The 24,693-nt window shown below is 52.8% G+C and carries 20 protein-coding genes and 6 pseudogenes; 12 read left to right on the forward strand and 14 right to left on the reverse strand.

Annotation, left to right across the window (positions count from 1 at the left end):
• Nucleotides 1–74 precede the first annotated feature (74 nt).
• The gene (locus BLQ41_RS16210) at nucleotides 75–449 is read right to left on the reverse strand and encodes a nuclear transport factor 2 family protein (protein WP_090182392.1); all 375 of its coding nucleotides are present in this window, start codon (nucleotides 447–449) and stop codon (nucleotides 75–77) included.
• Nucleotides 450–1,009: 560 nt separating this feature from the next.
• On the opposite strand from BLQ41_RS16210, the gene BLQ41_RS31215 reads away from it, so the two are divergent.
• The 4 genes from BLQ41_RS31215 to BLQ41_RS16225 all read left to right on the forward strand — a co-directional run bounded on the left by BLQ41_RS31215 (nucleotide 1,010) and on the right by BLQ41_RS16225 (nucleotide 2,293).
• The gene (locus BLQ41_RS31215) at nucleotides 1,010–1,228 is read left to right on the forward strand and encodes a hypothetical protein (RefSeq protein WP_331715162.1); all 219 of its coding nucleotides are present in this window, start codon (nucleotides 1,010–1,012) and stop codon (nucleotides 1,226–1,228) included.
• A 111-nt stretch (nucleotides 1,229–1,339) separates the two neighbouring features.
• On the forward strand, nucleotides 1,340–1,588 hold the full coding sequence (locus BLQ41_RS31220) for a hypothetical protein (RefSeq protein WP_331715163.1): 249 nt from the start codon (nucleotides 1,340–1,342) through the stop codon (nucleotides 1,586–1,588).
• Nucleotides 1,589–1,703: 115 nt separating this feature from the next.
• Nucleotides 1,704–1,952 (forward strand): type II toxin-antitoxin system HicA family toxin, encoded by a 249-nt coding sequence (locus BLQ41_RS16220; RefSeq protein WP_090182394.1) that lies wholly within the window; start codon nucleotides 1,704–1,706, stop codon nucleotides 1,950–1,952.
• On the forward strand, nucleotides 1,952–2,293 hold the full coding sequence (locus tag BLQ41_RS16225) for a type II toxin-antitoxin system HicB family antitoxin (protein WP_090182395.1): 342 nt from the start codon (nucleotides 1,952–1,954) through the stop codon (nucleotides 2,291–2,293). The genes BLQ41_RS16220 and BLQ41_RS16225 overlap by 1 nt, the downstream gene beginning before the upstream one ends.
• 385 nt (nucleotides 2,294–2,678) lie before the next feature.
• Here the strand turns inward: BLQ41_RS16225 and BLQ41_RS30505 are convergent.
• Nucleotides 2,679–2,846, reverse strand: a pseudogene (locus BLQ41_RS30505) (XdhC family protein); the annotation flags it as partial.
• Nucleotides 2,847–2,856: 10 nt separating this feature from the next.
• Here BLQ41_RS30505 and BLQ41_RS30900 point away from each other — a divergent pair.
• Nucleotides 2,857–3,094 (forward strand): annotated as a pseudogene (locus tag BLQ41_RS30900) (hypothetical protein); the annotation flags it as partial.
• 20 nt (nucleotides 3,095–3,114) lie between these two features.
• On the opposite strand, the gene BLQ41_RS16235 reads toward BLQ41_RS30900, so the two are convergent.
• On the reverse strand, nucleotides 3,115–3,477 hold the full coding sequence (locus BLQ41_RS16235) for a response regulator (RefSeq protein ID WP_090182398.1): 363 nt from the start codon (nucleotides 3,475–3,477) through the stop codon (nucleotides 3,115–3,117).
• Nucleotides 3,478–3,935: 458 nt separating this feature from the next.
• Nucleotides 3,936–4,388 (reverse strand): Lrp/AsnC family transcriptional regulator, encoded by a 453-nt coding sequence (locus tag BLQ41_RS16245; RefSeq protein WP_090182399.1) that lies wholly within the window; start codon nucleotides 4,386–4,388, stop codon nucleotides 3,936–3,938.
• A gap of 99 nt (nucleotides 4,389–4,487) precedes the next feature.
• On the opposite strand from BLQ41_RS16245, the gene BLQ41_RS16250 reads away from it, so the two are divergent.
• The 5 genes and pseudogenes from BLQ41_RS16250 to BLQ41_RS16270 all read left to right on the forward strand — a co-directional run bounded on the left by BLQ41_RS16250 (nucleotide 4,488) and on the right by BLQ41_RS16270 (nucleotide 11,886).
• Nucleotides 4,488–5,096 (forward strand): LysE family translocator, encoded by a 609-nt coding sequence (locus BLQ41_RS16250; RefSeq protein WP_090182401.1) that lies wholly within the window; start codon nucleotides 4,488–4,490, stop codon nucleotides 5,094–5,096.
• A 424-nt stretch (nucleotides 5,097–5,520) separates the two neighbouring features.
• The gene (locus tag BLQ41_RS16255) at nucleotides 5,521–7,902 is read left to right on the forward strand and encodes a PAS domain-containing protein (RefSeq protein WP_090188602.1); all 2,382 of its coding nucleotides are present in this window, start codon (nucleotides 5,521–5,523) and stop codon (nucleotides 7,900–7,902) included.
• A 1,872-nt stretch (nucleotides 7,903–9,774) separates the two neighbouring features.
• Nucleotides 9,775–10,095, forward strand: coding sequence for a hypothetical protein (locus BLQ41_RS16260; protein WP_090188605.1), 321 nt, complete (start codon nucleotides 9,775–9,777; stop codon nucleotides 10,093–10,095).
• Between the two features lie 114 nt (nucleotides 10,096–10,209).
• Nucleotides 10,210–10,317: pseudogene (locus tag BLQ41_RS30905) on the forward strand (terminase small subunit); the annotation flags it as partial.
• Nucleotides 10,318–10,962: 645 nt separating this feature from the next.
• Entirely contained in the window at nucleotides 10,963–11,886 is a 924-nt protein-coding gene (locus BLQ41_RS16270; RefSeq protein WP_090182402.1) for a sensor domain-containing diguanylate cyclase, read from the forward strand.
• Nucleotides 11,887–12,075: 189 nt separating this feature from the next.
• Here BLQ41_RS16270 and BLQ41_RS30910 read toward each other — a convergent pair whose 3' ends face one another.
• The 9 genes and pseudogenes from BLQ41_RS30910 to BLQ41_RS16310 all read right to left on the reverse strand — a co-directional run bounded on the left by BLQ41_RS30910 (nucleotide 12,076) and on the right by BLQ41_RS16310 (nucleotide 20,941).
• On the reverse strand, nucleotides 12,076–12,399 hold the full coding sequence (locus BLQ41_RS30910; RefSeq protein WP_408003511.1) for a glycine zipper domain-containing protein: 324 nt from the start codon (nucleotides 12,397–12,399) through the stop codon (nucleotides 12,076–12,078).
• Nucleotides 12,392–15,040 (reverse strand): EAL domain-containing protein, encoded by a 2,649-nt coding sequence (locus BLQ41_RS16280; RefSeq protein ID WP_269458055.1) that lies wholly within the window; start codon nucleotides 15,038–15,040, stop codon nucleotides 12,392–12,394. The genes BLQ41_RS30910 and BLQ41_RS16280 overlap by 8 nt, the downstream gene beginning before the upstream one ends.
• Nucleotides 15,041–15,064: 24 nt before the next feature.
• Nucleotides 15,065–16,090 carry a methyl-accepting chemotaxis protein gene (locus tag BLQ41_RS16285; RefSeq protein WP_408003512.1) on the reverse strand — a complete coding sequence of 342 codons (1,026 nt, stop codon included), beginning with the start codon at nucleotides 16,088–16,090 and terminating at the stop codon, nucleotides 15,065–15,067.
• A gap of 258 nt (nucleotides 16,091–16,348) precedes the next feature.
• Nucleotides 16,349–16,630: pseudogene (locus BLQ41_RS31375) on the reverse strand (PAS domain-containing protein); the annotation flags it as partial.
• Nucleotides 16,631–17,098: 468 nt separating this feature from the next.
• Complete coding sequence (locus tag BLQ41_RS16290; protein ID WP_197678887.1) at nucleotides 17,099–17,869, reverse strand: EAL domain-containing protein; 771 nt, start codon at nucleotides 17,867–17,869, stop codon at nucleotides 17,099–17,101.
• A 71-nt stretch (nucleotides 17,870–17,940) separates the two neighbouring features.
• Nucleotides 17,941–18,450, reverse strand: coding sequence for a methyl-accepting chemotaxis protein (locus BLQ41_RS31380; RefSeq protein ID WP_231997119.1), 510 nt, complete (start codon nucleotides 18,448–18,450; stop codon nucleotides 17,941–17,943).
• A gap of 33 nt (nucleotides 18,451–18,483) precedes the next feature.
• A pseudogene (locus BLQ41_RS31385) lies at nucleotides 18,484–19,257 on the reverse strand (PAS domain-containing protein); the annotation flags it as partial.
• Between the two features lie 759 nt (nucleotides 19,258–20,016).
• Nucleotides 20,017–20,427 (reverse strand): hydroxyisourate hydrolase, encoded by a 411-nt coding sequence (uraH, locus tag BLQ41_RS16305; RefSeq protein ID WP_090182411.1) that lies wholly within the window; start codon nucleotides 20,425–20,427, stop codon nucleotides 20,017–20,019.
• A gap of 10 nt (nucleotides 20,428–20,437) precedes the next feature.
• Nucleotides 20,438–20,941 (reverse strand): GlcG/HbpS family heme-binding protein, encoded by a 504-nt coding sequence (locus BLQ41_RS16310; protein WP_090182412.1) that lies wholly within the window; start codon nucleotides 20,939–20,941, stop codon nucleotides 20,438–20,440.
• A gap of 150 nt (nucleotides 20,942–21,091) precedes the next feature.
• Between BLQ41_RS16310 and BLQ41_RS16315 the strand changes: the two genes are divergently transcribed.
• Together BLQ41_RS16315 and BLQ41_RS16320 are read left to right on the forward strand one after the other, a co-directional pair.
• The gene (locus tag BLQ41_RS16315; protein WP_077748456.1) at nucleotides 21,092–21,763 is read left to right on the forward strand and encodes a heavy metal response regulator transcription factor; all 672 of its coding nucleotides are present in this window, start codon (nucleotides 21,092–21,094) and stop codon (nucleotides 21,761–21,763) included.
• Nucleotides 21,760–23,130 carry a heavy metal sensor histidine kinase gene (locus tag BLQ41_RS16320; protein ID WP_090182414.1) on the forward strand — a complete coding sequence of 457 codons (1,371 nt, stop codon included), beginning with the start codon at nucleotides 21,760–21,762 and terminating at the stop codon, nucleotides 23,128–23,130. The genes BLQ41_RS16315 and BLQ41_RS16320 overlap by 4 nt, the downstream gene beginning before the upstream one ends.
• Before the next feature lie 83 nt (nucleotides 23,131–23,213).
• Here BLQ41_RS16320 and BLQ41_RS16325 read toward each other — a convergent pair.
• Nucleotides 23,214–23,833, reverse strand: a pseudogene (locus tag BLQ41_RS16325) (site-specific integrase); the annotation flags it as partial.
• Nucleotides 23,834–24,693 lie beyond the last annotated feature (860 nt).

Below are 24,693 nucleotides of genomic sequence, written 5' to 3' on the forward strand. Positions count from 1 at the left end.
GTAGATTCTGACAGGAAAATATCGGCCAGTTTCTGAACTGAGGCTGTCGAGGCTGAAGCGATCTGCACCAGACGCTACTCTTGGTAGTAATAAAGCTTATTGATAATCACCCATCGATCATTCACTTTCAGTAGCGACAGGTAATCGGTAAATCTCATCCCAGCAAAATCATCGATGACCTTTACTGCGGCAGCATCACCCGTTATATCGAAGTCAATGACCCGCCAAAAGGGCTGCACATCTTTTTTTACCGCCGAGCTTTCGGCATTGATGGCGCCGATAAAGTCGTCAAGGGACGACCACTCCAGTTCTTTATGATAGTGGCCAATGATGCGGCAATCGGGATGAAAGGCGTGGCGCAGCAGCGCTTCATCTGCGAACACCATACCTTCTACATACTGGCGCACCACAAGGTTGATCTGTTCGATATCTGTCGAGAGCGCAGTCATGATTGGACTCCGGTTTTTCGTCATGCACTGCTGTGCAGCGCTGGCGAACGTGGTCTGGCAGTCTCCCCAAGGCTGATCCGAAAGTAGTCTAGCACTACCTTTGCTCCGGTCTAGGTAGGCGGCCATTCGATGATGGGATGAGAAATCAGTGACGACCAGAGGCATATTACGACTGTCACTAGAAGAGCTATCATCCCGCCATCAGCTCAAGAGGGGCCCCCTGGCCGGCCAATTCCGGCACTCCCTTGGGCATAACGACAAGGATGGTTGCGCATGGACGACATCGTTCAGCCCCTCACGCCCCAAGAAGAAATCCAACCTAAAGAAGTAAAAATCCTTGCCACCTTGGTGGCGAAGCTGAACCTTGCAGATTTCCAGAACGCCATCCCGTAATTCGCGAGCTTCGCATCTCGAACGAGACGAGTGATCGTTTCGTCAATGCCACTCTTACCCTTAGCTCGGCGCCCGAGGTATTTAAGTCCAAGATCTGGCGGATTGACGAGATCGCTGCAGAAAGCTTCCGGGTCATACCTGGGGTTGATCTTGTCCTAGACGGCTCGTTGTTCAACCGCCTGACAGAAGCAGAGATGTTAACCTTTACTTTCGTCCTCGAAGCCGATGACAAAGAGACAGAGAGCGGTCGCAAGGAAGTTGCTCGGCTTGAACAGGTCGTAGACCTTTTGCCGAGAAACCAGTGGGGCGGATTGTGGCATATACCAGACATGACTGCGGCATTTGTTCAGCCGAATGATGCAGCGGTTGAGCGGTTGCTTAAATAGGCGGCCGAGTTGCTTCGTCTTAGCGATAAGCCATCCGCACTTGATGGATATGAGGGTGGCCCCAAAAGAGCTTGGCAGTTGGCGTCGGCAGTGTGGGGCGCGGTGGCGCGCATGAAGCTCGACTATGCGTTGCCGCCGGCTAGCTTTGAACAATCAGGACAGAAGATTCGTAGCCCCGATCAGATTGCTGACTTCGGGTTGGCTACTTGTCTCGACCTGACTCTGCTTTTCTGCGCGGCATTGGAGCAGATCGGTCTTAACCCTGTGATCGTATTCACCCATGGTCATGCTTTTGCTGGTTTGTGGGGTCAAAATCGCACCAGCGCCAACAGATATTGCTCTTCAGGAGTTGAACAGTAGGACGCGCAGGGAGAGCAGAAACAAATAGCCCGCTCAGGAGGGGGGCGGGTTCATTTAGGAAGGATTGACTGGCTCCTTATATGCGACTAAAATTAGTCGCATATAAGGAGGCCTGATGTCAAAGCACGAAAAGCTGCTCGCCAAACTGCTTAATAGGCAGGCCGGATTCACCTGGCCCGAGCTGGTAACGCTGCTGCAGGGGCTTGGCTACAGCCAGCTGGGGGGTGATGGCAGCCGGGTCAAGTTCGATAATGGCAACCCGCAGGCGATGATCAACCTGCACAAGCCGCACCCCGGCAATGAACTGAAGGCCTACGTCAAACGTCAGGTGATCGAGCATCTGAAGGCAGGAGGATTGATCTGATGAGCACCATGCTGCAACACCGTGGCTACTACGGCTCCATCGAGGCCAGCCCTGAGGATAACTGCCTGTTTGGCAAGCTTCAGTTCGTCCGCGCCCTGGTCAGCTATGAAGGGGATACGGTTGCCGAGCTGAGCCAGGCATTCCGCGAAGCCGTGGACGACTACCTGAACACCTGCGAGTCACTAGGACAGGAGGCAGAGGTCCCTTGCAAGGGATCGTTTAACGTGAGGGTAGGGCATGACCTACATCTGGCCGCGAGCGTTGCCGCCATCCGGCAGAGCATTTCCTTGAACGATCTGACCCGAAAGGCGCTGAGCGAGTATCTGGAGCATCACGCGTAATCAGCAGGCAGGAAAATGGCCGCATGGGCGGGCTGAAACTAAAACAATGCCTGCTGCGTCAGCCAAGGTGTTGGCGCTGATGCGTTTTTGATCCAGGCTGCCGGAATTCACTGCCCCACCCGAATACTCAGCAAATGATGATAATGCGAGTGGTTTCAGACGCTGCATGTGGGCCAGTCAAAATCAGCCTCCTGGGTCAAAAACACGTCAACGCCAATAGTGTAACCGCATTACGTCGATAAAAGCTCAGACCGGGATGGTTGTCTGGTAATCGAAATCAGTGCGCACAATCTGACTCACTAAATCAACCAGATAACTTATGTCGCCGTCGGCGAGATTCCTCTCAGAAGCAGCTTGCATTTTCATCTCCTAAAAACTCCCGACATTACAGCGCGTCACGAACAATTCCATCTTTCACCCTCACGATGTCGGACATAACCGCGAACGCGATCTCGGCAGGTGGTTTGCTCCCAAGGTTCAGACCAATCGGAGCATGGACACGGTTGCTCACACTAATTTGAACACCTGAATCACGTGCCCCCCCCAAGCGCCGACATTAGGATCGCTTCGTGGCTTACGAGGAAATGCTGAACGATGAGCCGCGCCTGGTTGAACTACTGATTTCTCAAGGCGAGAGCGTGGTCGTCCAAGAAATTCAGGTTGTACCCCCAGGTTGGATGAACAAGGGTTCGAGCTGAAAATGGAAAAACGGACATCGCTATCCATGGGGTTCACCAGGCAGATGAGGTGCCAATGTGCGTCTTGGAGGTCGAGGGCGGTGATGGCTTGAGTCTGATCTAGGTATGTAGATCCAACACCTACTAATCAGAAGCCAAGAGCTTTTTAACTTCGGCAATGATCAAGTCGATGCTGAATGGCTTTGCCAATACCGCATCAAACAAATCCGACCTCTGCGTACCGATGTGTGCCTGAGCACCGCTCATCAAGATGATCGGCAAATGACGAGCTGAAGGAAGGGCTCGGACCGCTGTAGCGAATTCTAGACCGTCCATGACCGGCATCAGAAAGTCGGTGATGATCAGGGCTGGCTGTTCTCTATCAAGAACTTCGAGTCCTTTTCGACCATTGCTGGCCGTTAGCACCATGAACCCCTCATCCTCCAACACGAAGCTGAGCATGTCAGCGATCAAATACTCGTCGTCGACGACCAGGATAGTGGCCATGTTAATTCAACCCGCTCAACAGCTTAAGAATTTGAACCGGGCGATGACTCAGTCGGGACTGGCTCATATCTTGAAGCCTTTTTCAGGAAAACACTTTGATCGCCGATGGCTATCTCAAATCTCGAGGGATCGTAAAAGCTATCTCGTACATTAAGAACGGAAAGCGCCCTGCTAAGTTCAGAGTGATTCTCGAAGAACCGCATAAGCATCAGGTTGTCGACGATGCTGGACAGGTCTGAGTTTGGTGAGCTGACCTCGGAGCCAAATACATCGCACCTTTCCCAAGACGCGAATACCGTAACGCCCCGAGATCGCAGCTCATTCATCAGGGGACTGTAGAGGTCTGTAATCCACGCTGGGTTTGTCGGAGCGCTCGCCCAGTTGTCCAGCACGCCTTCGGTAGGGGCTGTCAGGCAATGCTCAATGCCCCGCTTTCTTTCATGCCCTTGGAAACCGAGCTAATCCCGCTCACTTTTTGGTGAGTCCATTACGATGTAGCTGGTAATTGAGGAAACATGAGGCAGGGTGCCAAGCACATCCGTGTGAAATGCCTTGTAGGCTTTTATATCAGCTACCTCCACACGCAATAGGTACTCCACTGCCCCGGTGACGGTGTGAAACTCCACTACGTCGCCAGAGAGACTTATTGCACACTCAAAAGCTTCAAGACTCGCTTTCGTGTGGTTGGAGAGGCCAACTGCAACATAGACGACAAAGCCCGCCCCCAGACGAGACCTGTCGATCACGGCGCGATAGCCTGTAATGATTCCGGCCCGCTCTAATTCCTGCACCCGCCTCAAACAAGCGGACGGGGACAAACCGACCCGTTCGGCAAGCTTCAAGTTCGTCTGACGAGCATCTCTTGAGAGCTCACACAATATTTTTCTGTCAATCCGATCAATTTCAGTCATTTGTTGTGCTTCGATGGTTCTATGGCGAAATTATGCAACCAAATATTTAGCTGCGCGCAATAAAATACGCAGCTCAATCACCTTCGAAGAATCGTCCTCATGAATGACCTTGCAGTCCTGATACCATTTCTGATTTTCGGCATCGTAATGACAGGGACACCGGGGCCGAACAACGCTATGGTTCTTGTTTCGGGCGCGCGAGTGGGTATCTGGCGCACAATGCCGCTCGTTTGTGGTATCGCGCTTGGAATCGGTTTGCAACTCGCAGTGGTCGGGTCAGGTCTTGGGGCGGTGTTCGAAAAAATCCCTGGTTTCCACACTGTATTGAGTGTTTCCGGAGCCGCTTACATCCTGTGGCTCGCGTGGAAAATAGCCACCAGCGGGCCGTTACAAATCAATGTTGAACAGCGCCCTCCCATGGGGCTTCTGGGGGGCGCAGCCTTTCAATGGATCAATCCTAAAGCTTGGGCTCTCTCTATTAGCGCAGCGGCGACTTATGTTCCCGCACAGAACCATATTTTAAATCTGTGTATCGCTGCTGCTATTTTGACTGCCTTGTCAGTTCCATGTGTTGGTGCTTGGGCTGTAGGCGGAGTAGCATTTCGGCGAATTCTAAGTCATCCAACTTATGCGTTAGCATTTAACAGCTTCATGGCGCTGGTCTTAGTGTTGGCTACGATGCCAGCAATTCTGCGATTATCGAGTTAATACGCGCATGAGCAGTTATTCAGCATAAAAAATCCCGCTCCAGGTCACGAACTTCACTTTCGATTTCGTACAGCAACTGGATATAGCGCAGAGCCTGCTCGATTCGCCGTTATCGCCAAGCGCGTTGGGTAAATTGAAGTCATAGACTGATTGGTGGAAGCACTGAGTCGACCACTGCAAAAGGTGACCAGCGGAAGTCGGCCTATGCAGCGGTCACCACTGCCTTCGCGCCTCTGCCTGTAAGGGCGATTAAATGGTGTTGTGGGTCAGCCGAAGCGGCGAATGATAGCCCCTCGCAATATTGCCCATTATCGGGAGATGGTGACATCATGCTCGTTCGATTACCGCTGCGCGATGGGCGCCTAGGCTGAGGGGAGTTTTAAAGTACATGGTTTTGTTCGACCTCCCCGCTGGCGGTGGAGACATGGGGCGCCTCTTACGTGAAAAAGATTGGTCTGCAACGCCATTGGGTTCCCGCGAATCCTGGCCATCGACTCTCAAAAACTACCTGGGACTGATGCTCAACTCTCCTGAGAGCATGTACCTGGTGTGGGGAGATGATTTACAGCTGTTCTTCAATGACGCCTACATCGATATCCTTCCTTGCGCCCCGGAAACCGCACTAGGTGCTCCTATCGAGTCCGTATTGGGCGACGCCTGGGCTCAGGTGCGCTCCATCGCGCAAAGCGCACTAGAGGGGCAGGCAAGCCGGTGTGAAAACCACCCGATCACTCTCGCTCGCGGGGGAGTAGCGGAACTGACGTTTTGGTCATTTTCGTTCTCGCCACTGCATGGGGATACCGTACGCCCCGAAGGAATACTCTGCCTCGTCCAGGAAACCACTGAGCAGGTTCGTGGGGCTCTGAAGCTGGAGAAAAACGAGGCGTTTACCGACCGGGTGCTGGCGAGTATCAATGACTGCATCAAGGTGCTGGATCTGGATGCCCGCGTGACCTTCATGAGTGAAATGGGCAAAGAGATCATGGAGGTCAGTGACTTCAACGAGATACGCGGCTGTCTCTGGCCTGACTTCTGGCAAGATCAAAGTAACCTTGATGCCAAAGCGGCCATACAGGCAGCTCGTGACGGCAAGAATGCCAGCTTCATGGGGTCTGCTTTTACGATGGGTGGAACGCTGAAATGGTGGCACGTTCAGGTCAGCCCAATTTTTGGCGCGGATGGGAAACCGGAGAAAATCCTCAGCGTCTCGCGTGACATGACGGCGCTGCGGGATGCCCAGGATTCATTGGCTAAGCTCAATGAGTCGCTGGAGCAGCAGGTTGTTGAAAAGAGTCAGGATAGGGATCGAATTTGGCGCCTCTCCGCAGACTTAATGCTGGTAGCCCACTTCAATGGGATGATTTCAGCAGTAAATCCTGCGTGGACAAGAATATTGGGATGGTCTGAAGAGCAACTGATAGCTCATCAGTTCCTTGAGCTGGTGCACCCTGAAGACATCAAGAGCACGATTGCCGTGATAACGGATTTGAAGGAGGGCATCAGTTTCCCTACGTTCAAGAATCGCTTCCGACATTCAGATGGCTCGTATCGCATGATCTCTTGGACGGCTGTGCCGGATAACGACTTCATTCACGCAGTTGGGCGGGACACTCAAGACGAACAGGATGCAGCAGAAGCTTTAAAGCTTTCTGAAGAAGCCTTGCGACAATCGCAGAAATTGGAAGCCATCGGGCAACTCACCGGGGGTGTTGCACATGACTTCAATAATCTGCTGACGGTCATCAAATCGTGTACTGATCTTCTTGATCGCCCGGGCTTGACCCAAGAGCGTCGGGAAAAATACATCAAGGCAATCTCAGGGACGGTGGATCGCGCTGCGAAATTGACGAGCCAGTTGCTGGCCTTCGCTCGGCGACAAGTACTCCAGCCGGAAGTGTTTAACGCCAGCGACAGTGTCAGGCGTACCGGTGAAATGATGGACACTCTCACCGGCTCACGGATCAGTGTGACCGTCGACCTCCCTGACGAATCCTGCTTCATCAACGCCGATGAAAGCCAGTTCGATACCGCTCTGGTGAACATGATTGTGAACGCGCGCGATGCAATGGGCGGTGTCGGGGAGCTATCCATCAAGATGGCCACCAGTGCATGGCTACCAGCAGTGCGCTCACACTCTTTGCGCAGTGGTAATTTCCTGACTGTCTCGATATCTGATACGGGTACGGGCATATCATTGGCTAACTTGGAGCATATATTCGAGCCCTTCTATACAACGAAAGGTATAGGGCAAGGCACCGGACTCGGGCTATCTCAAGTGTTCGGTTTTGCAAAGCAGTCCGGCGGCGAGGTACTGGTCAGCAGCAAGGAAGGTGTTGGGAGCACATTTACTATCTACCTGCCACTGATCGACGCGGTAAAACCACAGGTTACTCTTGCAGAACCCGTGATCAATGAGGTCGTGCCAGGGTATGGCGTGCTTGTGGTTGAGGACAATGAAGATATCGGTATTTTCACGTCTGAGGCCCTGCAGCAACTGGGCTATAACGTGCATTGCGTTACTGGCGCGCGCGAAGCGCTGACGGCACTTTCACTTAAGCCAGAGAGTTTCCATGTGGTCTTTTCTGATATAGCGATGCCTGGCATGAGTGGCCTCGAACTGCTCGAACGAATTGAAGTGCTGTATCCATGGTTGCCCGTTGTTCTGACCACCGGCTACAGCTCGGAATTTTCCAGAATAGAGTCTGCCAACCAGCGATTCGAGCTGCTGCAGAAACCTTACTCCATTGAATCCCTTTCAAGCTTGCTCGCGAAGGTTGTCCAACGCCGAGCGTCTTTACAATCCTAACCTTTGTCGCTTTGGGGCAGCCTCTTCAAGTCCAGATAAGCTGCATTGGATAGGTCTTCGATACCGAGGGCCTCAACTCCCACCGGCCTGGGATGGCACGTTTAACCGGCGCTGCTACTTTTCGCCAGATTGGCACCCGTTCTTACACCAGGTTTCCCAGACAGTCGCACCGTGACCCAAAGCATGTCAGCAAGCCTACCAGTGGAATCAGCCAGCATTTCGACTGCGGCTTCCTGAGAAACGCCTCGCTTCGTAATTGCTAGGTTAAGGGGGACTTTCAACGCCTTTCTCGCTGATTCAATCAATTTGTTACGAAACCGTCCGGGCAACACACCCTCCTGATACCGTCGCTTGAGGCGATGGTGGTAAGCGGCGATGGGGGATTTGACTCGCATCCAGCCATCTGCACGAGTGTAATCAGACCTATGTAACGTTTCATAACAGCTTCATCTCTATTTCTGCGCTATGGCTCACTGGAGTCGGGCGATTGATAACGAAAAAAGGCGCTCCGTAGAGCGCCTTTTTCTCTTTGCTGGTTACTACAAGCTGACCGACCGCAGACCAGATCTACCTTCACCATCAATCTCAATACGTTTTAGCTTTGCTTCCTCACTGATCACCCGGAGCAGATTATGCTCAACAACCCATTAGTGAGAGAAGCACCCTATCCCTGGATGTGGTCGGTCAGTTGGAACGACAAACGGAACGTAAGCTGTGCGATACCTCAATATGGATAGGTCACCTCCTTTACGTTCTCAGGTTTCCGCATAAGCGGCCAGTAAGCGATTCTCGACCTGTATATCCAGATCATCCTAAGCCAACCAACATGCCGATATTACAATGCGGCACTGCTCATTCACCGTGTCTCCACCTAGTAAGGCAGATACGTGTTAGGTGTTTAACCGGGAAGCGACTATTCAAACAGCTAGTTGAAGCGTTCAAAGCCTACAGATTTACGGAAGGGTGTATCCAGAGAGTCCTCTAATTGATCTTAACCGCGATCCGTCTCGGCATCGCGTGGTTGAAAAATAATTTCCCGCGGCGATATTTTCAAGATGGTAGACCCTTGTTCCGACGAACGGTTGTTCGGCAGAGCTTTGTCATCCGCCGGAACGCCCTCGCGGAAAACCTGAGCACAAAGAAGTGGACGCGTTTCCTAGCAAGGAAACTCGCTTTCAATAGATTGGGGCTGCAGTGCAACGGCCACGACTTACGCAAGTCGTCTTGGCCCATTTCTGCCAGTGTCGAAGGTCGACAGTGGGTCGGGTCGCCTGTCTCGACACGCCGGTCCACCCAACGCAGCCTGCGTACTGAGGCAAGAAGCAATCATCCACGAAATTAGCACCGTTTTATCCTGTTTTAGCTGATCCCAGGCTGTTAGCGCCAATGCCACATTGACCCACGTGCCGACGCAAAACTGACCCACCTCCCGTCGGTATAGATCCAGCACAAGCAAGAGTTCGCAAGGAATCAGATCGAGTCAGTGGCATCTCGGCGCACGGGTCAAATTGGCATCCGCGCCAACACGGTAGGGAGGGGCTTTGTTGATGGTCTACTTAGGGAGGTGGGTTGTTGGCCGCTATCCGATACAAAAACGGACAGCGAAGTATGTCTGCTTTTGCCGTGGACTGGCGTGACAAGCTACTCATTTCAGCTACCGTCCAATAGTCTGCCTCACTAGCCAAAAGCCCTTCGGCTCGTCCCTGATGTGGCTAGCGAGGCAGTCACCCTCTTGAATGAAAGGGAAGCTTGCATGGCTATCATCAGCCAAGCGCCTCCGTATCCATTTTCAGATTATGTTGGTCGATAATGGATGGTAAAATTTTCTCGCTGTTTCTGTACCCAGCCTTGAAAACGTGGCGAGACTTCCAGATGAAAGAAAACCTAAGTGAAGAAGAGATGCGTCAGGCACTCTTTGGCACGGAGAGCAATGAGTCAGTACCGTGCGAAGCTCCGGTCTCATCGGTAACCTCCGATCAGCAGCATGTATCCAAATCCCGAAAGGCGTCTGCATCGCTTTCGCCAACGCTGAGAGTTACGCTCCGTGTTACCCGAGAGTTTGAAGGCGACGCGGAACAGCTTATTTATGATGCAAACACATTAAGTACCCTCATTGCCGAGCAGGAAGCAAAGGCCGAGGCTAAGAAGAAAAAATTTAAGTACTTTGAGTTGGTTTCGATCAAGCCAATTTAATTGCTCATTTCAGCAGCTAGGTCATGGCGCAAGAAGACCGCCTCGCTGCCTAGCCGTTTCTTGGTCGATCGAGCAGAAGGTGACGATAGTTAAAGTGCTTTTTCCGGTGCTGATTGGCTTCAGCATGATGGCCGGTTGGTTCTTTCTCCCAATGGCAAGCAGGTCCATGTGCTAGCCACTGAGGCGTTGATCCGAGACACCGCTGACCCTAGGAAGGCTGCCTGCTTTGGGGCAAGCTTTAGCGACGGCGATGAAGGAAACACTAATGTCATGGGACAACTTGACCATGGGCATTTGACATACTTTTTCGAACAGTTCCGCAATGGTGAAGCTTACGAATATGTACATACATGCAGTCTGTCACCTTTGTTCATCGCGAATGTAAGGTCACAACACCGGTTGTCGCGGATATTAAATTCCGCCGAGAGCAGGGTGTAACCGCCATATAAGGGGGGCCCACTCTGACGCATCGTACGTTGGAAAAGACATCACCATTGGCGGCAGGGAAGGGCAGGCGAAAAAATCCCGCCAAGGGGAGGCGGGCTGTAAGGAGAAATGGGACAAAAATAGTCGTAGATCAACGCGCGCGTCTCGCCAAGAGGGAAGAAACAAAAAAGTCCGCACGCGGCGGGCTCGCCTCATGCTCCGCAGTATCTTTGCCACACAATCCTCAGCGTTCCATCATCGTTCGCCGTAACGGTTAGGCGCTCGTGATGGAGCTGGAATGATCTGCAGCGCTCCTAACCTAACCTGCACGGCTTATGCATTCTTAAGGTGCTGACACTATAATCTTTAGCCATAACCAGCGGCAGTGGCTGCTCACCGCTTTACCGTGCCTGTGACTGGTTAACTTTATTGGGAGTGATCATGGATGGATTTGAAAGCGCATCCAAAAAAGCGCTGGCGTTTCTTCGTCGAAAATTAGGCTTCCAGATGTGTATGGTCACGAGAACTGAGGGCAACGACTGGGCGGTTATACATCGCGACGACCAAGGCTATGGCGTGGCTCCTGGCGATGTCTTTAATTGGGGCGATTCGTTCTGTAGTGAAATGGTTGAAGGTAATGGTCCCAATATCGCCCCCAATTCAAGCCTGGTGCCGGTCTACGCCGCGGCGGAAATAGGTCGAAAAATTCCGATAGGTGCCTACATAGGCGTTCCGCTTCTGCTCTCTGATGGCCGCTTGTTTGGGACCTTGTGCGGCATTGATCCCCGGCCGCAGCCCGACAGCCTTGCTGATAATCAAGATCTGATCGAGCTGGTTGGCAGTATGCTTAGCACGATTTTGCAGATGGAGTTGAAAGCCGACGAGGAAGAACGAAGGGCTGAGCGCTATCAGGCCCAAGCAATGACAGATGCGCTTACAGGTCTTTATAATCGTACGGGATGGGATCAGCTTCTTGTAAAAGAGGAGGCACGATACCAGCGCTACCGCCAATCCTCTGTCGTCATCGTTGTGGACCTGGATGGACTGAAATATGCTAATGACCGCTTTGGTCATGCTGCCGGCGACGCACTAATAAAACGTGCAGCAACTGCATTGTTGAAAGCCTCAAGGGCAGATGATGTTGTGGCAAGGCTAGGGGGGGATGAGTTCGGAATCATCGGCGTTAACTGCGATCTAGAAGGCGGCCTTGCGCTGTGCGAGAGGATGAAATTAGCGCTCGAAAGTGAGGGAGTCAACGCTTCCTACGGGTTGGCTGCAACCAACAAGACGATACGAATTTCTCATGCTCTCACACTGGCGGATCAGGCGATGTATCAGCAGAAACGTCAGAAGAAGTCGGCCTGACAGCAGTGGACAGGTAAGCCAAGCTTTTCCACGCTTTTCGACTGGTACGTAAACCTAGCACTATATGCCAAGATCTGTGTAGATCGGACCGAATCCCTTTGGCTGCCAGCATTGTGTTTGGTAGATACGACTAAGGCATGACAGAACGGAAACAAAAAAGCCCGGCGCTGTGCCGGGAAACAAAGCTACTCAATCGTGTTTGTGTTTTTTATGCCCGTACTTATGCCCATGCTGTTTACCGTGTGACCCATGATTATCTCCATCATCGGCCAGGTTATTACCCAGCGCCCCGCCGGCTGCTCCACCAAGACCTGCACCAATAGTTGACCCGGTAGCGCCACCTAAACTGTTGCCAACTACTGAGCCGCCCGCAGATCCAATCCCACCACCAATTGCAGCTTCGGTTCTTTTGCCTTTTTCAGCAGTTAAAGCTCCGCCGGCAGCGCCGCTGACACCAGCCCCTACCGCTGCCCCGGTGCTTCCGCTCCTACTGCGCTTGGTTTGGTTAAAAATATTGGGGCTGCACCTCGACTTTCACAATACTCGTCGGTACTAGGCGCTCGAACTCGGTCAGCGGCATTGGTCGGCCAAACAGGTAGCCTTGGAAACTCCGGCAGCCGAGCTCCAGTAGAGCGGTGTATTGCTCATGAGTCTCCACCCCTTCGGCAATCACTTCTAGCTGCAGACTGCTGGCCAACGCGCAGATGGCACTGATGATTGCAAGACTGTTTGTATCGCCTGGCAGCCCGCGAACAAAGGACTGGTCGATCTTCAATTGATCTAGCGACAATTGCTGCAAGTAGGCGAGTGACGAGTATCCGGTGCCGAAGTCGTCGATCGAGAAGCGAATGCCATGGGCTTTGAGTTCGCATATGCGAGCAACGGCACATGGCAAGTCGTCAAGGAGCAGCGTTTCGGTAAGCTCAAGTTTCAGCCTGTGCGGATCTGCACCACTTTGCTCCAAAATCTGAAGCACTCGCTCAACAAAGTTTGGCTGATAGAGGAGCCGTGCACTTAGATTGACGGACAAACTGAGCGATGCAGTGGCCGATTGATGGTGCCACAACGCTAGTTGATGGCAAGCCTTCTGCAGCATTTGCAAATCCAGTGTCTCAATCAAGCCGGCGAGTTCTGCCACCTCAACAAAGGCCGCCGGACTCAGTAGGCCACGCTGAGGGTGTTGCCAGCGTGCCAATATTTCAGCGCCAACCAGGCAACCTGTGTTATCCAGCTGTGGTTGCAGGTAGGGGATGAACTCTTCAGATAACAGCCCCCGGCGGATATCCTGTTCGAGGTTCAGGCGCTCGCTAATGGCCTCTTGCATGCGTGGATCGAAAAACCGTGCCGTATGCTTGCCCGCCGCTTTAGCTTCATACATCGACAAGTCCGCACGTTGCATGAGCTCATCTATCGAACTAGAACTGTCGTTGAACAGTGTCACGCCGATACTCGCACTGCTGCGCAGTTCCATACCGTCAATCTGGTAAGGTTCGGCCAGTGTCGCTAGCAGTAATGTGGTGACATGCTCGACCTGCATGGCGGCCTGTTCTGGTTGCTTGTTGAGATGCTCCAGCAGCACCACGAACTCATCGCCGCCTAGGCGTGCCACGGTGTCACTCACCCGCACTGCGCCGTTGAGCCGTGCAGCAGCCAGACACAAGACTTTATCACCAATATGATGCCCATGCAGATCGTTGATGTTCTTAAATCCGTCGAGGTCGAGAAACATCAGCGCTGCGCATTCGCCGCTACGCACGCAACCATCCAGCACGTACTGCAAGCGATCGAGGAGAAGGCTCCGATTGGGCAGGTCGGTTAGCCCATCAAAAAACGCAAGGCGCTGGATACGCTCCTCAGCCGCCTTACGCTCGGAGGTATCGTCAATTGATGCGACATAATTGATGACTTGGCCTTGGGTGTTTCGTACCGCGCTGATCGACAGCCATTCAGGAAAAACCTCTCCGTTTTTACGGCGATTCCAGATTTCGCCTTGCCAGCGATCCGCTGCCTTGAGCTGTTGCCACATGCTTTGATAAAACGCCAGGCTCTGGCGTCCAGAGCTGAGCAGGCTAGTTCGCTGCCCAACAGCTTCCTCACTGCTATACCCGGTGATGGTGCTGAAGGCCTGATTGACTCGCAGGATGCGGTTGAACTCATCGGTGATAATCATGCCTTGCTGCGTTTCAAACGCGACGGCTGCGATGCGCAATTCATGTTCGTCATCGACCCGCTGGGTTACATCGCGGGCGAGTACGACCACCGCCTGCTTACCATTGAGTTGAATATCCAGACGTTGAGCATGCCCCTCAAGTATCTTTATGCCATCTGCGCTCTGCTGAGTGTATTCGATGAGTTGCGGTCTATCGCTGGCTAAGGTCTGCCGTATGAGCTCCATAAAGCGCTCGGCTTCGCTTTGAGGCAATACATCGTGCACGCTTTGCCCAATACGTGCGGTCAGGGCACCACGGTGCTCCTCTTTCTTGGAAGGGGTCACCTCAAGATAGAGTCCATCTTCGTCCAGCACCAATAGGGTGTCAGGGATCGCCTCGGTGATTGCGCGCAGGCGCGACTCTCTAAGTTGCAGGGCGAGCTCTGTTCGTTTGCGTTGCTCGATCTCCTTGAGCATCAAACCCAGTACAACTGTCGCAACCGGCATGACCAGCAGCAAGGGGACAGCTGTCTGTTCCAGGCTGGATGCTGCTTGTGCTGCGGGTAACAACAGCATATCCAAAACCTGCATTAACAGGCCTAAAAACCAGAGCTGCCAAGGGCTGATAGCGAGCTTTCCGCTTAAGGAGCAATGCCGGTAAAACAGGCCGAACAGTATGGATAGGCAGATGTCCACCAGACCAAACGCCATACCGCTGCCACCCATCCATATTCGGTAAATACCTGCGATTAGGCCGGCGACGCCAGCTACGAGTGGCCCGTTAAATAGTGCGGCCATGCTCAGAACTACGCTGCGGCCATCGAAGAATATTCCGGGCTCTGGCGAGATGGGATTTAGCATGCCAATCACGCAAATAGCGCCGAATAGCAGCCCTAAAACCAATTGTATGGCTATGCTGTGCTTGTCCCAGCGGCGCGTAATGAAAGCGTGTAGCCAGCACAAAGCCAGAAGCAAAGTTGCGCCATTAATTAGACTGACAATCAAAACGACCCCCTCCTTTAGGTCTAGTTACCTGTTGAAGCGTTCAACCAGAGCCCGTAAACCACGAGAAGTAGTTTCAAGCTCACTCCCACGAGCGACTGCTGCGTTAGCATTTTTAGCTGTTCTATCAACCGTCCCTGCGACGTTGTTAATCTGCCGAGCAATATCTTCGGCGACATGCGCCTGTTCTTCTGACGCGGCGGCCATTTGCTGACTCATGCCACTAATGCGTTCAACCGCCTGGCGAATACCTTGAAGCGCTCCCTGAGCCTCTATAACCTGTTTCACGCCGTGATCTGCCTCGCGGATACCATGTCTGGCAATGCTCACTGCATCATCCGCACCCTTTTTAAGGGTTTCAATAACACTCTGAATTTGTTGGGTAGACACGCGGGTTTTACTGGCCAAAGCGCGAACTTCATCAGCGACCACAGCAAAGCCCCGGCCTTGTTCACCAGCCCTAGCCGCTTCAATTGCTGCATTGAGCGCAAGCAAGTTGGTTTGATCCGCAATAGATTGGATCACACCAGCAGCAGTCATGATTTGCTGCGTTTCATTGGCGAGGTTATCCACCGCAGTGCTGATATTTGTTACCGTGCTAGCCAGAAGTTGAATCGCCTCTCTCGTGGTGCCGGCGACTTTGTCGCCTTGTTCTGCCAGTTCATTCGCCGTTTGCGCTTCAATTGCGGTTTGTTGAACATGCCCCGCCACCTCACTGATCGAAGCCGCCATTTCGGTCATGGCCGCTGCAGTCATGTCCGTTTCGGCCCTCTGCTCCAGTAAGGCATGCTCGGTTTGGTTAGAGAGCAAGGAGGAGTGTGCAGCAGCTTCAGTCACCTGTTTAGCCAGATCGCTCAGCCGAGTTAAGGCGGTTTTAAGGCGGGCATCTTCGCTGATCAGCACCATTTCCAGTTGCGCTGAAGGGCCGTATGTATTGCTGTAAGTGAGGGCGCTGATCGGATCACTGAAAGCATCAGGAGCGCTCCTAATGATTCGATGGAGTTGGTTAACCTCGCGCGTATAAGTCCACAATCCAATGGCTAGAAAGAGCATGGCGATTATTGTTTGCGCCAGCAGATTCGGAAGCGTGTTAACCACTCCGATAGCTGCCAGTGCCGCAATTGCCGGGACAATCAGCCTGTCCAAAAAAGCGGCATAGTGGCGCCTTTTCGGTACGGCCTTTTTGCCGGCACGAAGCCGCTGATACAATGTTTGTGCACGCTCAATCTGTTCGCGAGTCGGCTTGACCCTAACGGACTCGTAGCCTACCAGATGGCCATTTTCGAGAATGGGAGTGACGTAAGCATTGACCCAGTAATAATCGCCATTCTTACAGCGATTTTTTACGACGCCCATCCAGCTTTTTCCGGCCTTCAGGTAGCTCCACATCATCCCAAATATGGCAGGTGGCATGTCAGGGTGGCGAACCAAATTGTGTGGGCTACCGACCAGCTCCTCACGGGAGTAGCCGCTAATTTTCGCGAACTCATCATTGCAGTAGGTGATTTTACCGCTGGAATCAGTAGCTGATATCAAGCGCTGCTGGGCAGGAAAAATTTGCTCAACAGGCGTAATCGTTTGGGTTGTACGCAAGGTTTATTCTCTACAAAAAGACATACGTTTTGGCCATTGTGCCATTACTTCTGCTATTTCCGTCATTTTTGTAAGGTTATTGAGCTGAATTGAAGACTGCCGTCTTTACATTGCGTAGTTTTCCGTCAAGGACGGTATCAGTCCTGGAAGCACATCTGCCGTAGCTTGCATGGAGGCTAGGGCATCTGGTATGGCACGGAAATCTAGAAAGGGGTAACGGGCCTCAATAATTCAGAGCATGATCTAAAACGCGACCTCCAGGGTGTCGCCTCTGGCCTGAAATGGTCAGTGGTCGAGTTGAAAGTACATGACCGTGGGTGTTCAACTTCGACGATCTAGGCCGTGCGATTTCAAGGTGATTACAAAGGAGATGGGGCAGCCCGAGTAATGCTGTAAGCAAACATGTTTTCAGCAAAAGACTCAGAATATTCTTCGCCTCGATTTATAAAAAATGAGGACACTTTATGACTAACCGATGTTCGGTAACGGCCAGTTCACGTTAGGCAGTGTTTCATATTCGGGTTTTGCGAACAGATAGCCCTGATAGAAATTAATGCCGAGGGCTAGTAACTGCTGTAATTCAGCATTGGTCTCTACGCCCTCTGCAATCACTTCAATACTGAGTGCTTTGCATACACCGAGAATGCCTTGGACGATTGCCTGTCGCACCGGGTCAGTGCAGATGCTACGCACCAAGGCTATGTCCAGTTTGATGATGTCGGGTTGAAACTCTGCCAGCAAATTGAGCCCTGAGTACCCGGCACCGAAATCATCTATCGCTGTCTTGAAGCCTTTAAGACGATATTCTCGAATGATGCTTTTCAGATGTTCCTTGTCCACCAGTTCTTCGTTTTCGGTGATCTCGAAAATCAGTCTTTCTGTGGGAAAACCAAATCTGCGTGCCGATTCAAGCGTCGCACGAATGCACGTGGCTGCCTGGTATACCGCATTGGGCAAGAAGTTGATGCTGACAAAACAGGGGATTTGCAAGCGTGAAGCAAGCTCAACAGCCTTGACCCGACAGGCTTGGTCAAAAGCATAACGATTCTGTTCGTTCACCTTTCCAAGAATGGCTACGGCTCCGCTGCCATCGCAACCACGTACCAAAGCCTCGTAGGCAAAAATACTGCCGTCGCGCAGATCGACGATTGGCTGGAACGCCATACTGAACTCAAAATCCAGTTCTTTGCCATCCCTGCAGGCACTACAAGGAGGGACTGGTCGTGATTTTTTGTTCATTCAAAACCCATTTTTCAATAACTATTAATGTGTCGATCAAACCAATATTTTGCACAGGCCGCGAGGCTGAATCATCGTGCTAATGTCGAGGAGAAATTGCTGATCGCGTGTACGACTTGGCGAGCACTATCCTGAATATCCAAGATCACTTGTCCAGCCTCACCGGCTAATTTGACTCCTTGTTCTGCCTTGTCTTTACTCGCCTCCATCTTGGCCACTGCCCCCTTGGCCAGTTCACGATTGTGCTGCACCACCTCGACAATCTTGATGGTGGCTTGGCTTGTGCGCGAAGCGAGATTGCGCACTTCGTCAGCGACCACCGCAAAACCACGACCCTGTTCTCCGGCACGAGCCGCTTCGATGGCTGCGTTTAGCGCTAGAAGATTCGTTTGTTCGGCAATGCCACGGATGGTCTGCACGATGCTGCTGATTATTTCCGACTGCTGACTGACAGCATTGATACCTTCGGCTGCTTGATTCAATTCGCCAGCCAGGCTTTGCATGACATCCACTGTCTCCTGCACCACTCGGGCACCTTCGTGCGCTGTATCGTCGGTTTTCAGTGAAGTCTCATAGGCCATGCGTGCTGCTCGTGACTCAGTTTCCTGCTGGAGAACCTGAGCAGTGATATCGCTCGCAAACTTAACGACTTTGTAAAGGCTGCCGCTGGCGTCGAACACCGGATTGTACGTCGCACGTAACCAGACAGTGTGTCCCTGGTTGTTGAGGCGTTTGAAGTTACCGGAGAAAAATTCTCCGTGATTTAGGCGCTCCCAGAACTGGCGATATTCGTTGGATTCACTTTCGCTACGCTCACAGAATAGACGATGGTGCTTGCCAATAATCTCATCGAGGCGGTAACCCATCACTGCAAGGAAATTTTCGTTGGCGCTGATGACTTCTCCCTGCCGGTTGAACTCAATGGTTGCCATGGAACGGTTAATCGCCTTGATTTGGCTCTCCTGCTCTTGTTCCTTCAACACCCGGGCAGTGACATCAGTAGCAATCTTGACGACCTTAATCACCCGTCCAGAGGTGTCGCGAACAGGGTTATAACTGGCCTCTAGCCAGATCTCACGTCCCTGTTTGTCCAGGCGCAGGAAGCGGTCGTTTATGAATTCACCCTTACTCAGGCGTGACCAAAAATCTTGATAAGCGACGCTGTTGGCGTATGTCGGCGTACAGAATATGCGGTGATGCCTGGAGTGAATTTCCTCAAGGCGATAGCCTATTACGCTCAGGAAATTGATATTGGCGCCGAGGATCGTCCCATCAGGTTGGAACTCAATCAGAGCCATGGAGCCACCCAATGCTGCGAGCGTAGCTTCGCAGGCAGCCAAGCGCTGCTGGCTGACGGCCAGTTCTTTTTTGATTTGCGAGTTGAACATACGTACCTCAGTGGCTATGGACTGCTTGGCACTTTCATCAAGCTAACGCAAAACCTATACAATAAATATTTATTGTACAAGTATTTTCGAGGTCAAACACGAGGCGTGCATGTCGAACGGGGGTAATGCGTTGATCGGGAAGGGGGTTGAGCAACGGCAATTGACTATCTGTTTACGCAGCTGTCGCATAATCAGCAGAGCAGTCGATATCCGACTGAAAGGGGGCGCACGGATTGCGCCTCAAGTCATTTTAGTAGCCGAAATACCTGGGGCTTACCGCGCGCAAGCTCTATGGCGCGGGATCAAGCCCATCATAACTGACGCCGAAAAAAACGGTTGGGACTGATTGGCGCTTTTTGTGCAGGACATTGATTTAGAGAATGCAGAGCGGACATTTCTCGTCAAAGTAAAGCGTCGCTGCCTTCTGATCAGTCTTATGCGCATGACAGTATTTTGTATAGGTTTGTATCAAGTACGCCCAGGAACAGGCTGAACATGAGCGATATTCATTCCGCCGTGAAATCGACCGTATGCCCTTATCTCAGGATGGCCAATCGGGGAGGGGATGAGCGTCCCGCATTTCATGGTCAAGGATCAGAAAGATGCTGGCACCGGCATCATCCCCTGTAATGAGAACCGTGCTAAGGAGTGGTCATCACGGAAGGTTTTGACGCCGAAAATTTAGGCGACAGTGCCGCCCTTTTGAGTAGGGGCGGCTGTCTTCACCTTCGGGCGGTATCCTTTGGTATCGCTTTACGATCAATTTCCTCGGTATGTGGAGAAACCGTAAGGGCTCAGAAGCAACGGGATGTGATAGTGAGGAACGGTACCGTCCACCTCAAAAATGACGGGTACCTCCGGAAAGAAGCTGGACATTTTGTGCGACTTGAACCACTCACCAGTCTTGAAGGTGACACGGTAGGTACCTTTCTCCAGACCCCGACCTTGCGGATACAGCCCGGTGATACGACCTTGCTCGTTGGTAGCTGCGCTGTTGAGCATGTCCCAGTTTTTCCCATCCTGTTTTTCCAACGTGACATTGACTCCAGGGGAGGGCAGACCATCCTGCAAGTTGAGTACATGCACGCTCAACGGATTTGTTGCCGCTGATGCAAGGGCTGAAAGGGCACTCAATACAGCGCCAGCGAAGATACTTTTCAATACAGTCATGGTGATGTCCTTAGTTTTTAACGGCAGGTAAAACTTTGTTGATAGCGACCTCTGCGCAACCTTCATCGTGTGTTGCACCCCCCGCACCAGCCACCCCAATGGCGCCGATGACCTGACCATCGAATTTCAATGGCACGCCTCCACCGAGCAGTAACAACTCATCGAGGGTGTTGAGGTTTTCAGCATCTGGATTAGCGCGAGCGCGCTCAGCTAACAACCGCGTCGAAGTCTTGGTCGACAGGGCGGTATAGGCTTTGCGTTGCGCGGCTAGCGTGTTGTGCGGGCCGACATTGTCATCGCGTTGCACGGCAACCAGATTGCCGCCACGGTCGACAACTGCGGCAACGGCTGTGCGGCCATCGGCATGACAGGCGGTCAGCGCGGCCGTTAGCAAATCGTTGGCCATTGCAAGTGACACGTCCTGGCGCTGCGCAACCTGATCCGGCGCTGCAACGGCGAACGCAGAGTTCGTTGCGAGTGTGATCAGCAATGAAGTCGATAGGCTTGTACGCATGCTGTTTCCTTGGTTGGTTGAGTCTGTCTGGGTCATTGCCAGACATCATGACCAGCCCGCTCCGTCAGAATGATTACCTCCTGATTACCAATATGTAATGTGAGAAATCAGCGAAGCGGGCTAGCCTGTGCGCCAGTCCTGGAGGAAAAAATGCGTATCCTGGTGGTTGAAGATGAAACGAAAATGGCGGATTACCTGCGCAAAGCCCTGACTGAATCGGGCTATTCGGTAGAGATCGCTCTTGACGGCCTCGATGGCCAGCATTTGGCACAGGAGAGTGAGTTCGATCTGATCATTCTGGATGTCATGTTGCCGGGGTTGGACGGCTGGCAATTGCTGCAAATCATCCGGCGTAAGTGGCAGACCCCGGTACTGTTTCTTACCGCACGTGATTCGGTTGATGATCGGGTCAAAGGGCTGGAGTTGGGGGCTGATGATTATCTGGTGAAACCCTTTTCCTATGCCGAGTTGTTGGCACGCGTACGCACTTTGCTGCGCCGTGGACCGCCTCGCGAGGTGGAGCATTTTGTGGCTGGCGACCTTAGTCTGGACTTGTTGCGACGCAAGGTAACGCGCAACGGAGAGCGTCTCACCCTGACCAATAAGGAGTTCGCCCTACTGCACTTGCTGCTTAGTCGTGAAGGGGAGGTGCTATCGCGTTCATTGATCGCCTCACAGATCTGGCAAATGAACTTTGACAGTGACACCAATGTGGTCGATGTCGCCATCCGCCGACTGCGCGCCAAGGTTGATGATCCTTACCCGCTGAAATTGATCCACACAGTCCGTGGTATCGGTTACATGCTCGAGGTGCAATCTTGACTCTGTTTCCGCGCACTCTGAGCCTGCGCCTGGCGATCATGTTCGCATTGGTCAGCGCATTGTTATTGGGCTCCATCGGTTTTTATCTTTATCAATCGTTACAGCGAGAGATTGCGTGGCGCGACGACCAGGCCCTGCTGGGACGCCTGGAGCGAATGCAAGCATTGATCAGCGATAGCGACAGCATCGAGCAACTGCGAGGTCGGCCCAAGCTCTACGAAAACATGTTGGGCAATCGCGACAGTCTGCTATGGATTGTCGATGACACCGGCAAGGTGTTGATCGAAATCAACCCGGTGGGTATGACTTTTCCAAAGTTGCCGGCTGCCCCCCAGGCGCGCCTTGTTGAGGATCACTCTTCCGAGGCTGTGCGGCTTGCCTGGCAGGATGTCATACAAGGTGATCGCGGCTTGACCTTGATCGCTGGCAAGTTGTTGGGTGAGCGCGAGCAGATGTTGGGGGTTTACCGACTCAGGCTTTGGCTGGCCATGTCAGTCGGAGCGCTATTGGCTTTTGGATTCGGTTGGTGGGTTAGTCAACGAGGCCTGCACCCTGTGCGCCTGCTGGCCAAGCGCGCGGCCGCTATCGATGTGCAGCATCTGCATCTGCGGCTGGATGAGTTCAGAGAGCTGAATGAACTCAAACCGCTCTGTAATGCCCTCAACCAGATGCTTGCACGTCTTGAGGATGGATTCGCCCAGCTTTCACGTTTCTCGGAAGACCTCGCCCATGAGATGCGAACCCCACTAGGCAACCTGATGGGACATACCCAACAAACCCTGAGGCGCAGTCGCTCTATAGAAGACTATCAGAACCTGCTGGTTTCCAATCAGGAAGAGTATGAAAGGCTGGCCCGCATGATCGACAGCATGCTGTTCCTCGCTCGCACCGAGCAACCAAACGCTTGCGTAAAATTCGAGAAAATCAACCTGCACGATCTGATCGAGCAGCTCTGTGAGTATTTCGAAGGGGTAGCGCAAGAACGAGATGTACAGCTGATAAACCAGGCCCAGGATCAATTGCTGGGTGATCCAGGCTTGATCCGTCGAGCACTTGCTAACTTGCTGGCGAATGCGCTGCGCTACGCAACTCCTACCTCTGCAGTGACGATCAGCAGCAGGGTTTTGGAGCACCGTCTCGACATCACTGTGCACAACCACGGCGAGCCGATTGCGGCAGAACATCTTCCACGATTGTTTGAGCGCTTTTACCGGTGTGACCCATCACGCAATCAACCCGACGATTCCGGTGGGCTGGGATTGGCCATCGTTCGTTCGATTATGCAACTGCATGGCGGTTGTATAACCGTTGATAGCACTGACGCAGGTACGAGCTTTCACTTGGAGTTTCCCCTTATAAACGCCTGAGCTCGAACCGAAGGTATTGCACACGACACAGCGAATACTGGCAAATTGCCCTATAGTAAGTTTTGTTGCAGTGATGACCGACTTTATGTGGGGGACCGCGTCTCCGTCGTCGCATACGCAGGAAAAGACAGCATTGACTCGGCTGGAGGGTGCTCATAGGTTGAGGACAGCACGGCACTAAGTCGGTCGCCCAACAGATGCCAGACTTTTTTCTTCTCTTCGGCATAGTCGTGATGCAGGTAGTGTCGCCTCACCCGCGAGCCGGCCAGCACATGATTCTGACAGCGATCAATGACGTCCAGGTTGATCCCCAAGGCCTGCATCATGGTCGCGCCGGTGCGGCGCAGGTCATGCTGCGTCCAATCGCCGTTCTGGCCGTCGGCGAGGACCAGGGTATCGTCATGACGCCGTCTGGAGAGAGCCTTAAGGTTTTTGAAGCGGGCCTGGCGGTCACCTACCTGTTTGCTCACCACCTTCACGTCATATGCTGATCATTCTGCTTGTTGGGGAAACACCACTGTGAATCTCCCGTCAGGCTCTTGAGTTCCTGAAAGAAATGCAGGGTGAAGGGCGAGAGGACGACATGGTGGTCCTGTTTCTTGCCCCGGGTGCCTTTGACGTTTTCACTGGGGAGGAACCAGGTCTGCCGGTCCAGATCGACATTTTTCCATTCGGCCTGCAGCAACTCGCCAATCCGGCACAGCTGTTGGCGCTGATACGATTTTGACCCAGGCTGCTGATTTTGACTGACCCACATGCTGCCTCCGAGATCACCCGCAAGGTCATCATTTTTTGAATACTCGGGTGGGTCAATGAATTCCGGTAGCTGGTTCAAAATCCCATCAGCGCCAACAGGCCTGCTCATCAACCAACGCTGGCCCTCTCCTATGGAAGCGCTTGGGACAGGGTTGCTATTCGTAGGGGTGGTGTGGGCTATTCACGCCTTTTATCGCAGGCAAACACGCCTCGAGACGCATGGCGGGATAACTGACATTAGCCAAAACTAATGCGACTGTGCCGGTATGGGCATTTCAGTTGTGGGCTTTGGATTGATTTGGCATCATTGCCCTAAGTGCTGCGGTCGGGAAGGTGTGTTGGGCGGACGGTTACGTTGAAGCGAACGCGCAGCATAGGCAAGCGCTTGTTTTTGTTACCGTACATGCTCTGCACTTCTCGACGCGAGCGAAGTAGTAAAAGTCATAGTCAGTCAGCCATTCGAGTTCTACTTGCGCACCCGGCGACATCGACTGGGCCGCTCGCTCCAAGATAATTGACGGCAGTTGAGCCTGTGGCTCGGTACCTCCGTTGCTGGGCATTATCCGACTGTTCCCGACACCGTCGTAAGCCACCAGATAACTCCTACCGCCGATGAACCTCCATTCCACTTCACGGGCCTGGATTCCGGCTTGGTCGAAGCGTTTGATCGCCTCGGCAACCGGCAACTCCGACCCATAAGCGTGCAACTCTGCTCCGGAATAGGCGTCTGGTCGCAGCATTGCTGCGAGCCAATTTGTTGCACCGATGCGGCTAAGGCTGCTGAAGTTGTGCCGACATCGACATCGA

This window comes from Pseudomonas arsenicoxydans (genome assembly GCF_900103875.1).
GTDB lineage: Bacteria > Pseudomonadota > Gammaproteobacteria > Pseudomonadales > Pseudomonadaceae > Aquipseudomonas > Aquipseudomonas arsenicoxydans.